11 protein-coding genes are annotated in these 12,400 nt (G+C 72.7%); 4 read left to right on the top strand and 7 right to left on the bottom strand.

What is annotated here, in order from left to right:
- Positions 1 to 14 precede the first annotated feature (14 nt).
- Complete coding sequence (pdxH, locus tag ACYVG5_RS13385) at positions 15 to 671, bottom strand: pyridoxamine 5'-phosphate oxidase (RefSeq protein WP_222049482.1); 657 nt, start codon at positions 669 to 671, stop codon at positions 15 to 17.
- Between the two features lie 170 nt (positions 672 to 841).
- On the opposite strand from pdxH, the gene ACYVG5_RS13380 reads away from it, so the two are divergent.
- Positions 842 to 1,975 carry a citrate synthase 2 gene (locus ACYVG5_RS13380; protein WP_222049481.1) on the top strand — a complete coding sequence of 378 codons (1,134 nt, stop codon included), beginning with the start codon at positions 842 to 844 and terminating at the stop codon, positions 1,973 to 1,975.
- 91 nt (positions 1,976 to 2,066) lie between these two features.
- A complete protein-coding gene (gene serC, locus ACYVG5_RS13375) occupies positions 2,067 to 3,182 on the top strand; it encodes a phosphoserine transaminase (protein ID WP_222049480.1) in 1,116 nt (371 codons plus the stop codon).
- Positions 3,183 to 3,221: 39 nt separating this feature from the next.
- Here serC and ACYVG5_RS13370 read toward each other — a convergent pair whose 3' ends face one another.
- From ACYVG5_RS13370 to ACYVG5_RS13345, 6 genes are all read right to left on the bottom strand, one after another.
- Entirely contained in the window at positions 3,222 to 4,058 is an 837-nt protein-coding gene (locus tag ACYVG5_RS13370) for a Fic family protein (RefSeq protein ID WP_222049479.1), read from the bottom strand.
- Positions 4,059 to 4,260: 202 nt separating this feature from the next.
- Complete coding sequence (locus ACYVG5_RS13365) at positions 4,261 to 4,506, bottom strand: hypothetical protein (RefSeq protein WP_222049478.1); 246 nt, start codon at positions 4,504 to 4,506, stop codon at positions 4,261 to 4,263.
- 144 nt (positions 4,507 to 4,650) lie between these two features.
- The gene (locus ACYVG5_RS13360; protein WP_222049477.1) at positions 4,651 to 4,872 is read right to left on the bottom strand and encodes a hypothetical protein; all 222 of its coding nucleotides are present in this window, start codon (positions 4,870 to 4,872) and stop codon (positions 4,651 to 4,653) included.
- Positions 4,873 to 4,975: 103 nt separating this feature from the next.
- The gene (locus ACYVG5_RS13355) at positions 4,976 to 6,592 is read right to left on the bottom strand and encodes a tannase/feruloyl esterase family alpha/beta hydrolase (protein ID WP_222049476.1); all 1,617 of its coding nucleotides are present in this window, start codon (positions 6,590 to 6,592) and stop codon (positions 4,976 to 4,978) included.
- Between the two features lie 511 nt (positions 6,593 to 7,103).
- Positions 7,104 to 8,591, bottom strand: a complete 1,488-nt coding sequence (locus ACYVG5_RS13350; protein ID WP_222049475.1) for a circularly permuted type 2 ATP-grasp protein — start codon at positions 8,589 to 8,591, stop codon at positions 7,104 to 7,106.
- A gap of 52 nt (positions 8,592 to 8,643) precedes the next feature.
- Positions 8,644 to 10,527: a S9 family peptidase gene (locus tag ACYVG5_RS13345; protein WP_222049474.1), complete on the bottom strand. Its 1,884-nt coding sequence runs from the start codon at positions 10,525 to 10,527 to the stop codon at positions 8,644 to 8,646.
- Between the two features lie 289 nt (positions 10,528 to 10,816).
- Here ACYVG5_RS13345 and sepH point away from each other — a divergent pair, with 289 nt between their 5' ends.
- Positions 10,817 to 11,764, top strand: a complete 948-nt coding sequence (sepH, locus tag ACYVG5_RS13340; RefSeq protein ID WP_222049473.1) for a septation protein SepH — start codon at positions 10,817 to 10,819, stop codon at positions 11,762 to 11,764.
- Positions 11,765 to 11,909: 145 nt separating this feature from the next.
- Entirely contained in the window at positions 11,910 to 12,383 is a 474-nt protein-coding gene (locus ACYVG5_RS13335; RefSeq protein ID WP_246630647.1) for a general stress protein, read from the top strand.
- The last annotated feature ends 17 nt before the right edge of the window (positions 12,384 to 12,400 follow it).

Below are 12,400 nucleotides of genomic sequence, written 5' to 3'. Positions count from 1 at the left end.
GCTCGCGAACTCGCTCACGGGGCGAGCCGCCGCACGACCCAGCCGCCGCCCTCCTGGTCGTCGCGCACGAACTTCAGCCGGTCGTGCAGCCGGTCGGAGCCGCCCTGCCAGAACTCCACGGTGTCGGGCCGCACCCGGTACCCGCCCCAGGCCTCCGGCCGGGGCAGCGGGCCGGGCGGGGTCTGCTCGTCCAGCAGGCGCACCCGCTCGACCAGCTCGTCGCGGGAGTCGACGACGGTCGATTGCAGCGAGGCCGCGGCCGCCAGCTGCGACCCGCGCGGGCGGGGGTCCCAGAGGAGGTCGGAGGCGGCCGGGCCGATCCGCTCCACCGGCCCGGTCACCCGGACCGAGCGCTGCAGCGCGTGCCACGGGAACACGAGCGCGGCCCGCGGGTTCACCGCCAGCTGCGCGGCCTTGGCCGAGGCGTAGCTGGTGCCGAAGACGAAGCCGTCGACGTCGTAGCCCTTCATCAGCACGACCCGGGCGTCCGGGGCGCCGTCGGCATCCGCCGTGGCGACCACCATCGCGTTCGGCTCCGGTAGCTCGGCGGCCACCGCGTCGGTGAACCAGGAGTCGAACTGCTCCACCCAGGTGGGCGCCACGGTGTTCTCGGCGAGCCCCCCGTCGTCGTAGTCCCTGCGCATGCGGATCAGGTCGGGCACGGCACACATGCTGTCATCGCCGGGGACCACCCGGCAGCCGGCCGACCCGAGGCACCGGTCACGTCCTGGCCGGTGCCCACCCTCCCGGGTTCACCGGCACGGCGGAGAACCCCTAAGTTGGCGGCTGTCGTACGCGGAGCTGCGGACGACACACCGCCGCGCGCAGAGGAGCTTGCGAGATGGCCGACGACTTCGTACCGGGTCTGGAGGGCGTCGTCGCCTTCGAGACCACCATCGCGGAGCCGGACAAGGACGGTGGCGCCCTGCGCTACCGCGGCGTCGACATCGAGGACCTGGTCGGCACGGTGACCTTCGGCGACGTCTGGTCGCTGCTGGTCGACGGCGAGTTCGGCTCGAGCCTGCCGCCGGCCGAACCGTTCCCGATTCCGGTGCACACCGGCGACGTCCGGGTCGACGCGCAGGCCGCGCTGGCGATGCTGGCCCCCATCTGGGGCTACCGGCCGCTGCTGGACGTCTCCGCCGAGGAGGCCCGCGACCAGCTCGCCCGGGCCTCGGTGATGGCGCTGTCCTACGTCGCGCAGTCGGCCCGCGGGATCGGCGTCCCCGCCGTTCCGCAGCAGCGGGTCGACGAGGCCGGCACCGCCGTCGAGCGCTTCATGGTCCGCTGGCGCGGCGAGCCCGACCCGCGGCACGTCGCGGCCGTCGACGCCTACTGGACGTCGGCCGCCGAGCACGGCATGAACGCCTCCACCTTCACGGCCCGGGTGATCGCCTCCACCGGTGCCGACGTCGCCGCGGCGCTGTCCGGCGCCGTTGGCGCCATGTCCGGCCCGCTGCACGGCGGCGCGCCCTCCCGTGTGCTGCACATGCTCGACGGCGTCGAGCAGAGCGGCGACGCGGAGAAGTACGTCAAGGACCTGCTGGACTCCGGCGACCGGCTGATGGGCTTCGGGCACCGGGTCTACCGCGCCGAGGACCCCCGGGCCCGCGTGCTGCGCCGGGCGGCCCGGGAACTGGGCGCCCCCCGTTTCGAGGCCGCAGCCGCGCTGGAGCAGGCCGCCCTCACGGAGCTGCGCGAGCGCCGTCCCGACCGCGCGATCGAGACCAACGTCGAGTTCTGGGCCGCGATCGTGCTGGACTTCGCCGAGGTGCCCAGCTCCATGTTCACCTCGATGTTCACCTGCGCGCGTACCGCGGGCTGGTGCGCGCACATCCTGGAGCAGAAGAACACCGGGCGGCTCGTGCGCCCGTCGGCGCGGTACGTCGGGCCCGACCCGCGCCGGCCCTCCGAGGTCACCGGCTGGGACACCGTCCAGACCAAGGCGATCGACGAAGCCGCGCCCACCTCCTGAAGAAGGACCCCGTCCCGCTCACCCTCGCAAGCTCGGGGCGAGCCTCCGGACGGGGCCACACCGAGGCCGCATCCCGAGAGGCATACCGCTCATGAGCATCACCATCCCGACCGACCTCCTGCCCAGGGACGGCCGCTTCGGCTGTGGCCCGTCGAAGGTGCGCCCCGAGGCGCTGCAGGCGCTGGCCGGCGCCGGCGCCGCGCTGATGGGCACCTCGCACCGCCAGGCCCCGGTGAAGAACCTGGTCAAGCGGGTCCGCGAGGGGCTCGGCCAGCTCTTCGACCTTCCCGACGGCTACCAGGTGGTGCTGGGCAACGGCGGGACGACGGCGTTCTGGGACGCCGCCACCATCGGGCTGGTGCGGCAGAAGAGCGCGCACGGCAGCTACGGCGAGTTCTCCGCGAAGTTCGCCAGCGGGGTCGCCGAGGCACCGTTCCTCGATGCCCCGGTTATCGCCAAGGCGGACCCGGGGTCGCTGGCCCTGCCGTCCGGGGAGCCGGGTGTGGACGTCTACGGGTGGGCGCACAACGAGACCTCGACCGGCGTCATGGCGCCCGTCGTCCGCCCCGAGGGTGCCGACGACGACGCCCTGGTCCTCATCGACGCCACCTCCGGAGCCGGCGGCCTCCCGGTCGACGTGCGGGAGACCGACGTCTACTACTTCGCCCCGCAGAAGTCCTTCGCCAGCGACGGTGGGCTGTGGCTGGCGCTGATGTCGCCGAAGGCGCTGGAGCGGGTGGCCGAGATCAAGGCCTCGGACCGCTGGATCCCCGGCTTCCTGGACCTCTCGATCGCGGTCGACAACTCCGGCAAGGACCAGACCTACAACACCCCGGCGGTGGCCACGCTGTTCCTGCTGGCCGACCAGATCAACTGGATGCTGGGCCTGGGGGGCCTGCCGGGAGCGGTCGCCCGCAGCCAGGAGTCCTCGGGCCGGCTGTACGGCTGGGCCGAGAAGACGTCGTACACGTCGCCGTTCGTCGCCGACCCGGCGCACCGCTCCTACGTCGTGGGCACCGTCGACTTCGACGACTCGGTCGACGCCGCCGTGGTGGCCAAGACGCTGCGCGCGCACGGCGTCGTCGACGTCGAGCCCTACCGCAAGCTCGGCCGCAACCAGCTCCGGGTCGGCATGTTCCCCGCCGTCGACCCCGACGACGTCAGCGCGCTGACCGCCTCCATCGAGCACGTGGTCGGCCAGCTGTGACGTAGGCCCCCGGGCGCGGTCTCCGCGCCCGGGGGACGTTCAGCGCAGCAGGATGGCGAGGACGTCGGGCGCTGCGAAGCTGCGGTTGTAGGTGTTCTCGTTGTACTTGGCCAGGACGCCGGCATCGACGAGCTGAGCCACCAACTTGTTCGCTCGTACGTACCCCACGCCGAGCCGGCGTTCCACCTGCCGCACGGTGAAGATCGGTCGCGCGAGCGAGAAGTCAACCAGGGACATGGCCGTTTCCGCACGCATCCCAGCGGCCTTGACTCGGCTCTTCAGGGTTGTCTGGACGGTCAGCAGGTCGTCCAACTGCGACGCAGTCGAGTTGGCCGAGTCCGTGAGCCCATCGGCGAAGAAGCGAACCCACGCGTCCCAGTCGCCAGTGGCACTGACGCCCAGCAGCCGGTCGTAGTAGTCCGCTCGGCGTGCCTCGAACCACGGCGAGACGGTGAGGCTCGGCTCGGTTAGGACACCGGTCGTGAAGAGTTGCAGCACGACGAACAGACGACCGATCCGGCCGTTGCCGTCGTTGAACGGGTGCAGGGTCTCGAACTGGTAGTGCCCCATCGCTGCCGACACGACCGGATCGATTTCCTCCTGGAGGTCCAGGCTCACCCAACCCAGCCAGTCCCGTACCTGGGCTTCCAGCTCAGGACCGGGAGGGCGCGGGATGAAGCGAGCGTCCTGCACACGAGCACCCCGGCGTGACCCGATGACGACTTGGATGTCGCGGATCCGGCCGGCGCTCGACGTCTCGGCCGAAGTCCCCCTGACCAGTCGGGCCTGCAGCTCGATGAGCAGACCGACCGTCAGTGGTCGACCTTCACCGACCCAGGCAAAGGCGTGTTCGGCTGCACGCAGGTAGTTCAGCACCTCACGGAGATCGGCGTTTGACTGATCCTCGTCCTCGTCCGCCGCGAGCTCTCCGCGCGCACAGTTACACCCTAGGCGTTGATCAGTGTCATTTCCCTGTCGGATGTTGCCTGTACTTACACCCCAACGCGGCAGGACGCTCGCCTGTGCGAACAGAACAAGCGGTCGGATGGCGACCCGACCACGTGCGCGTCAGTGGACGTCACCACGCACTCAGCTCGTTCATCTCCGCCAGGCCCCGTCGGCTCTCGGCGTGGTCGACCGGGTCACAGCCGACTTTCAGCGACTCCCGCCGCATCCGATCACGCCCGGGGACTTGACCCCGACGACGCCGCACGACGTCGACCAGCGCTTGACGGATCGCCTCGGACACAGTGGACCCGTCAGCGGTGAGTTCCGCGAGGGCCCGCTCCGACCGCTCATCGGTGTGGAAGGTGACGACGACCATCAGAACAGCCGGTCGGGCGACGGCTCGGCAATCTCTGCCTCGGTGAAGTTCGGTTTCCGGTCTGCCGGGTCAGCAGCTTCAACGTGACCGCGAAGTCGGCGGCGACGTTGTCGGTGAGCAGTTGCAGCGCTCACCCCCGTCCCGCTACAACCGCCACTCGGTGCCGTTCGTGTAGATGAGGTTCGGCAGGTCGCGCTGACGCTCCCACTGGCGCTTGTTGTGCCCGGTGAACGAGTCGGGGTCCACGGACGCCCCAGGCTTCTTCACCTCGATGTAGCCGGTGATCGCGCCGTTCACCGCGATCGCGTAGTTGCCGCCGCCCGGCGACCAGGCCGAACGCCACAGCTCGTCGGAGCAGTTCGTCACCTGAGTGCGGTCGGGGACCTGCTCGCTCGGTTCGGCACCAGACCTGGGGCGGCAGGGCTGCGCGTACTGCGCAGCCCTGCCGCCGCTCAGGGGCGAGCGACCGTCAGTCGACGGGTCCGGTCAGGCACTCGAAGTTCGCGGCTTCGTCAATGCTTCCCGTCCCGGTGTACTGCGCGACCGCCGGGTAGAGGCACAACGGCCGGGTCTGCACGACCTGGTCGTTCTCCACCCGCTGCGCCGTCAGCTGCTCGGGCGCGTCACCGTTCTCCACCCAGTCCACCAGCTCGGCGAACGGGTCGACCGGCTGCGGCCCGGGACCACCGGCGCAGTGGTCGACCCCGGGAGCCATGAACAGCCGCGCGAAGTCCGTCACGTCGCCGCCCAGCTCCTCCTGGACCCGGTCGAAGTAGTCGATCGACCCCATCGGGAAGATCATCCGGTCGTTCCAGCCGTGCCAGGAGAGGACCTTGCCGCCGGAGTCTCGGAACGCCGACAGATCGGGGTCATCGGTGCCGATCACATCGTTGAACATCTCCTGCGACTGCCGGAAGACCTGCTCGAAACCCTCGTACGTCAGCGTGCGGTAGTCCCAGTCGGGATCGGCGAGGACGAAGTACTTGATGTACTGCTCGCTGACCAGGAAGGGGTTGGTACCGGCGAGGCGGTCCCAGCCCGCTTCGCCCGGCTCCCACACGCCGCCGGTCTCGCCGACGCCCGCCGGGTCATCGCCCAGCGGCGCTCCCGGCTCCAGGCCGTACCAGAGGAAGCTGCCGTCGGCCGCGCGCGGACCGTCCCAGATCTTCTGGATCGCCGCTGCCTCGCCCTCGGTGAAGACCCCGCACGGCGTCTCCTGTCCGATCAGGCTCGCCGGGTCGAAGTCGCAGCGCCGTGGATCCTCCAGGAGGCCGTCCACCACTCCGTCCAGGGGGTCGCAGTACTCCACGGCGGCCTCGGTGGCGAGCTCCAGCTTGCAGGTGGGGATCGGTCCGCCGAGGTCCTGGTGCATGACGACCTGGGGCCACATCTCCGCGACGAGGAAGCGGTCCCAGTTGATCGCCGGCGCTTCGGACAGGATGCCGTCGTAGGCGGCCGGCATGCGCTGGGCCAGCATGAGGCCCTGCCTGCCACCCGTCGAGCATCCCGTCCAGTACGAGTACTCCGGCTCGTTCCCGTAGAAGGCCTCGATCAGCTGCTGCGACTTCTTCGTCAGCTCGAAGAGGGAACGCGAGGCGAAGTCCTCGATCAACTGCCAGTTGCGCTCGCCGTTCTCGGCCAGGGCGAAGGCACCGCTCGTGCCGGTGTCGGGATGCCCGGTGTCCGTCGACGCAGTCGCATAACCGGCACGCAGCGCGGGACTCATCGAGCTGTAAGCGATGAATCCGGCCATGTAACCATTACCCACTGCCTGGAACCGGCCGTTGTAGGTGTCGGTCGGCAGCCAGACCTCGATGTTCACCTGCGGTTCCACGGTCAGCGCAACCCTGCAGAACTCGGGCAGGTCCTCCTGGTCCTGCCCCTCGCCCTCCGGATCCTTGAAGCTACCTGTCGTGACCAGTTCGGCCGAGATCTGATTGACGTCCGCCAGGCCCAGATCAGCGAGGCCCTCGCAGCTGTCTCCGTAGAAGTCGGCTGCCGCCGGCGTCTCGTGCGAGCCGGCTGTCGCCGGAGTCTCGTAGGAGCCGGCCGCCGCCGAGGTCGCCGAGGCCACGCCGATGACCATCAGGGCGCTCGTCGCGCCTGCGAGTAGTACGGAGAGCCGCCGATCACGCCCATGGCCGGCCAGACCCGCCCGCCGTGGAGTTCCGCTCATTCCTGTTCCTCTCTGGAATTCAGTGAGGGCCCGTCCGCCGATGCGCGTACCTCCGGCCACCCCGGCAAGGAGGAACCGACTCGACACACGAATTTCGGACACACGAAATACAGATGCCTCGCCTCGCACCTGACGCGAGCGGGGGCACACCGCCACCGACGGGCCGGCCCTATCCGGGGGAAACTCGATTCAGCGCGCGACCGAGATCAGCGGTTCGGAGCACTGCACGAGATCAGCGGCCCGGAATGCGGATCACGCTCCGCGCCACGACGGCACCTTTGCATCACGGATCGGTCACGGTCAACCCGACCGCGGGGCCGTGCAGTGGCCCGCTGCGCCGAACTCAACACGACATCATCGACACTGCTACCGGCATCCGGTGAACGACGTCGTCAAGAGATCAATGCATCCGGCCGGATCGTCAGCGGGGCAGGATCCAGGTGTCCTTGCTGCCGCCACCACGGCTGGCGCTCACCAGCAGCGAGCCCGCCTCCAGCGCCACCCGGGTCAGCGGTGCCGGCAGTGCCCGGGTGGTCGCACCGGCGACGGCGAAGACCCGCAGGCTGGCCCGGCGGGGCGCCACCGCCCCGTCGACGACGGTCGGCACGGTGGTGAAGTCGACCGGCTCCTGGGCGACGAACCGGTGCGGCGCCGCCGCCACCTCGGCCTGCAGCTCGGCCAGCTCGGCCGCCGAGCACAGCGGGCCGAGGACGACGCCCTGCCCGCCGTAGCCGTCGACCGGCTTGACGATCAGCTCGTGCAGTCGGTCCCGGACCGCCGCGTGGTCGGCCTCGTCGGCGAGCAGCCAGGTGGGGACGCCCGGCAGGACCGGCTCCTCGCCCAGGTAGAACCGGATCATCTCCGGCACGTAGCGGTAGGTGGCCTTGTCGTCGGCCACGCCGGTGCCGGGCACGTTGGCCAGCGCCAGCTGCCCGGCCCGCACCGCCTCGCCCAGCAGCACGCCGACCGGGGTACCGGTGGGCGTGAGGTGGGCGGCGAGGTCGGCCTCGTCGAAGCGCCGGTAGAGCACGTGGACCGGTACCCGGTCACCGTCGACCTGCACCGCCACACCGCCTGACTGCGTCGGCCAGAGCGTGCCGGGGGTGACCACGGGAATGCCCATCGCCGCGGCCAGCAGCCGGTGCTCGAACCAGACGGCGCTGTGCTCGCCATCGGTGAGCAGCCCGAGCTGGGGTGGCCCGTCGCAGCGCGGCGGGGCGGCGTCGACCAGGCCGGCCCGCAGGACGTCGACCGCTGCCTGCGGATCGGCCAGGCCGGCGAGGGCCGGGTCGGCGTGCAGCTGGGGCAGCGCCGTGCGGCCGCTGTCCCGATTGCTGATCGCGTACCCGATGCCCGCCGGCACGCGTACGTCGTCCGCGAGCACCACCCAGCCGTCGGGCCCGCGCAGCACGTCCAGCCCCGAGACGGTGATGCGTGGCTGCCCCGGCCAGGCCAGCCCGACCGCGCCGGGGCGCATCCCGGGGCTGGCGGACACGATCCAGGACGGCACCACGCCGGCACGCACCACCTCGGGGTCGCGCTCGGTATCGGTGCGCCGCCGCCCGGCCGGCCGGTAGACGTCGTCCAGGAAGGCGTTGAGCGCCCGGGTGCGCTGCTCAGCGCCACGGGACAGGAGGGCCCAGTCGGAAGCCGGCACCACGCGCGGCACAGGGCACAGCGGGAGGGGACGCTCCTGGAGGCGGCCGTCGACGTAGGTGCCGAGCACCACGCCGCGGGCGCGGCGCTCACGGCTGATGTCGCCGGCCACCGCGGCCAGCCCGTCGGCGCCGAGCTCCTCGAGGACCCGGGCGACCGGCTGGTAGCCGGGCCTCAGGCGGCCCTCGGGATCGACCGCCTCGTCGGTGGCCGAGCCCGGATAGCGGGCGAACGAGCCTGCGGTGTCGGTCATGACTGCCTCACGATGGTCGATCGAACCACCCGCAGACCCGGCGCAGCGCCGGTCATCGAGCGACCAGCCACCGATCGAACCACTCCGTCACCCGTTCGGTGAGGTGCACGAGGTTGGCCCGGCCGACGACGGTGTGCCCCTCGCCCGGCAGCAGCAGCAGCTCCACCGGCGCGCCGCGTGCGCTGAGCTCCTGGTGCGCCTGGACCGACTCGAGCACCGGGACGTTGGTGTCCCGGTCGCCGTGCGCGAGCAGCACGGGCGCGCGCAGCCGGTCCAGCGCCGTCATCGGGGAGATCGCGGCGAGCATGTCCCGGTCGGTGACCGGGTCGCCGTACTCGGGCACCGACGCCGCGGCCATCCAGGGCTCCGTGCCGGCGAAGAAGGTCCGCAGGTCGCTCATCCCGGCCAGCGACACCCCGGCGGCGAAGAGGTCCGGCCACCGGGTGAGCGCGACCAGGGTGAGGTAGCCGCCGTAGGACCAGCCATGCGCACCGACCCGGCCGGGCAGCGCGATACCGGCCTCCTCGAGGAACCGGACGGTGGCCGGCACGTCGGCGAACGATGCCTCGCGGGCCGGGCCGTCGTCGGCGGACTGGAACGCGCGGCCGCGCCCGCCGGACCCCCGCACGTTCGGCGCGAAGACGGTGATCCCGGCCGCGACCAGCGCCTGCGCCACCGGGGAGAAGGCCGGCCGCTCCTGCCCCTCGGGGCCGCCGTGGAAGCTGACCACCGTGCGGTTGGCGCCGTGCACGCCCCGCGGCGTGTAGAGCCAGCCGTCCAGCTCGGTGCCGTCGTCGGCGGCGTAGCGCCGGTGGTCCGGGATCGCCAGCAGGGTGGGGTCGGGACGGTGCGGCATGGCCGGCAGCGGTGCCGGCCGGAGCCCGGCGCCGTCCGCGGCGGTGCCGAGCGGGACCTGCCACAGCGACCGGGGCGCGGCCGGGCCGGTGAGCTCGGCGAGCAGCGCGCTGCCGTCGGCGGACAGCGACCAGCCGGGCATGACCGGCAGCGGCAGCGGGACGGCGCGCACCAGCGAGCCGTCGGCCAGGTCGCGCACCTCGAGCTCGGTTCCGCCCCCGGCGTTCCACACGCAGACGGCGGTGCCGTCGGGACGCACCGCGTAGGCCTCGAGGTCGGCGTCGGGACGGCGCACCAGCACCCGACCCGGCATCGGCGCACCGCGCTCGTCCAGCGGCACGTGGACCAGCCCCGTCCGGTCGCTGCCCGCGACCCCGGGGAGCTCCGGCAGGCCGGCGCGCAGGAAGACCGCGTGGCCGCCGGGGTCGAACCGGCCGTCCTCGGACTCCGCGCCGCCGGGGCCGTCCAGCGGCAGCACCCGCCGCTGCGCGCCGGTCGCGACGTCCACGACCACGACGTGCCGGTGTCCGCGCGGACCGCGCCGGGCCAGCACCCGCTGCTCCCCGGGGGCGACCGCGGTGACCGCGAGGAACCCGCCGCGGGCGAGCGTGCGCTGCGCCCCGCTGGGCACGTCGACCAGGACGACGTCGGCGTCCGGCCCGTCACCGGAGGCGATCGAGCACACGTAGTGGCCCGGGACCGAGGTCCAGCCGCCGGCGAACACGGTGGCCCGCGGGTCCTCCCCGGCCACCAGGTGCCGGTCGGTGCCGTCGGGACGGACCGCGTGCAGCTCTGCGCAGATCGACCCACCGGGGCTGACCAGGTAGGCCAGCCAGGTGCCGTCGGGCGACCAGGCGACCGAGACCACCTCCTCGTCGGCGCCGGAGAGGACGGCCGGGAGCGTCGGCCGGTCGAGGGCGGCGACCTCCAGCCGCGGGGTTCCGGAGCGGTCGGTGACGTAGGCGATCCGGTCGCCACCGGGTGCCAGGGCGGGGCGCCAGGCTCCGGCCGCGCCGGCGATCTCGGCGATGGCGAGCCGGACGGCGGTGGGCAGTCCGGCCGCGCGCAGGGCGTCGGGCATCTCACCTCCTCGGCGACGGGACGGGTACGGGGCGCCCGCTCGCCCGCGCCGCTCGGACCGGGGCCGGGATGCCGGACACCCGAAGCCCCCGGACCGGCGCCGCCACTCTGGCACGCTGCCCACCCGGCTGCGAGCGGGAGATCGCGCACCGCCCGGCAGGCCGGACGGCGGCTGTCGAGCCGACGCGCCGCACGGGCGTGTCTGCCGGTGGGGCTGGTGTTGCGCAGATAGATTCGCGGGACTGGCCCGCTCCTCCGGGCCTTCCCCATCCAGCCTGGAGGTCGCCCTCATGCGCTCCCTGCGCCTCGTGGCCCTCTCCGACGACGGCAAGCACCTGGTGTTCGCCCACGACGGGCCGGACGCCCCCGACCCCGCCGACCGGTTCCTCGTGCCGATCGACGACCGGCTCCGGGCCGCGGCGCGCGGCGACGCGCACCGGGTCGCCCAGATCGAGATCGAGGTCGGCAACTCGCTGCCGCCCCGGGTGATCCAGGCCCGTATCCGCGCCGGGGAGACCCCCGAGGAAGTCGCCGCCGCCTCCGGCACCTCGGTCGAGCGGATCATGCGTTTCGCGCACCCCGTGCTGCAGGAGCGCATCCGGGTCTCCGAGCAGGCGCGCGAGTCCCGGGTCCGGCTGTCGGAGGGCACGCCGTCCGTGCCGCTGGAGCAGTTCATGTCCGACCGGCTGCGGCTGCTCGGCGCCGATCTGGACGCCGTCCGCTGGGATGCCCGCCGCACCGAGGACGGCACCTGGCACGTCGAGGCGGCCTGGCGGGCCGGGCACAAGTCGGGCACGACGCTGTGGAGCTTCGATCTGCCGGCCAGGACCGTGACGCCGGTCGACGCCGCCACCACGGACTTCGCCGAGGGCACCCGGCTGGTGCGGGTGGTCCCCGACGTGCCGGCCGGCACGCCCGCGGCCGACCCTCGACGGCCGATCGCGGTGGTCCGCTCCGCCGACCCGGCGGCCGCCGGGTCCGACGACGACCCCACCGCCGACCACCCCGCCACCGACGCCCTCGACGAGGACGGGCCCGGCGAGCCGGCCGAGGACGTCCGCGTGCCCGCGACCGATGCCGACCTGCTGGCGTCCGAGCCGTCCGGCGCGGACGCCGAGGACGACCTCGCCACCCGCGACACCGTCGTGCTGGGCCGGGTGGACGGCGAGACCGAGGATCCCCGCGCCCGCATCCCGGCCTGGGAGGACATCGTCTTCGGGGTCCGCCGGCACCGCTGATCAAGGACCCCCCTGCAGGGGCCGACGGAACATCGCGTCCCGCGTCGCCGTTCGGGTAGACGACGGGCCATCGCCCGGGAGACGTCGGATCGGCCGGACCACCCGGCCACCGCTCCCCCGGGGCGGAGCCGGATCGGAGACAGCCATGCCAGCATCGGTGTCCATGCCGCTCGGCGGCGTGCAGGTCGCGACGTACGACGACTACCAGCAGGCCCAGCAAGCGGTCGACTTCCTGTCCGACGAGAAGTTCCCGGTCGAGAACGTGACGATCGTCGGCAGTGACCTGCGGATGGTCGAGCGGGTCACCGGCCGGCTCACCTGGGGCCGGGCGATCGGGGCGGGCGCGGCCAGTGGCGCCTGGTTCGGGCTCTTCGTCGGTGTACTGCTGGGCATCTTCGCCCCCGACGGCAGCAGTTGGCTCGGATCGGTGCTCTCCGGCCTGCTCATCGGCCTGGTGTTCGGCGCGGTCTTCGGTGCGGTGGGCTACGCCGCGACCCAGGGCAAGCGCGACTTCACCAGCACCAGCCAGGTGGTGGCCAGCCGCTACGAACTGCTGTGCGAACCGCAGACCGCCGAGGACGCCCGGGCCCGGCTGGCCCGCCTGTCGCTGCGCTTCTGAGGAAGGACCGCGCCGCC

The organism is Modestobacter lapidis (genome assembly GCF_054780755.1).
Note: the sequence above shows the minus strand (reverse complement) of the source record. Positions and strands in the feature narration are given on the sequence as shown.

Excerpts from the sequence above, each read along its gene's own strand:
- pdxH (WP_222049482.1), bottom strand. The coding sequence starts at position 671 with ATGTGTGCCGTGCCCGACCTGATCCGCATGCGCAGGGACTACGACGAC.
- ACYVG5_RS13380 (WP_222049481.1), top strand. The coding sequence starts at position 842 with ATGGCCGACGACTTCGTACCGGGTCTGGAGGGCGTCGTCGCCTTCGAG.
- serC (WP_222049480.1), top strand. The coding sequence starts at position 2,067 with ATGAGCATCACCATCCCGACCGACCTCCTGCCCAGGGACGGCCGCTTC.
- ACYVG5_RS13365 (WP_222049478.1), bottom strand. The coding sequence starts at position 4,506 with ATGGTCGTCGTCACCTTCCACACCGATGAGCGGTCGGAGCGGGCCCTC.
- ACYVG5_RS13355 (WP_222049476.1), bottom strand. The coding sequence starts at position 6,592 with ATGGTCATCGGCGTGGCCTCGGCGACCTCGGCGGCGGCCGGCTCCTAC.
- ACYVG5_RS13350 (WP_222049475.1), bottom strand. The coding sequence starts at position 8,591 with ATGACCGACACCGCAGGCTCGTTCGCCCGCTATCCGGGCTCGGCCACC.
- ACYVG5_RS13345 (WP_222049474.1), bottom strand. The coding sequence starts at position 10,527 with ATGCCCGACGCCCTGCGCGCGGCCGGACTGCCCACCGCCGTCCGGCTC.
- sepH (WP_222049473.1), top strand. The coding sequence starts at position 10,817 with ATGCGCTCCCTGCGCCTCGTGGCCCTCTCCGACGACGGCAAGCACCTG.
- ACYVG5_RS13335 (WP_246630647.1), top strand. The coding sequence starts at position 11,910 with ATGCCAGCATCGGTGTCCATGCCGCTCGGCGGCGTGCAGGTCGCGACG.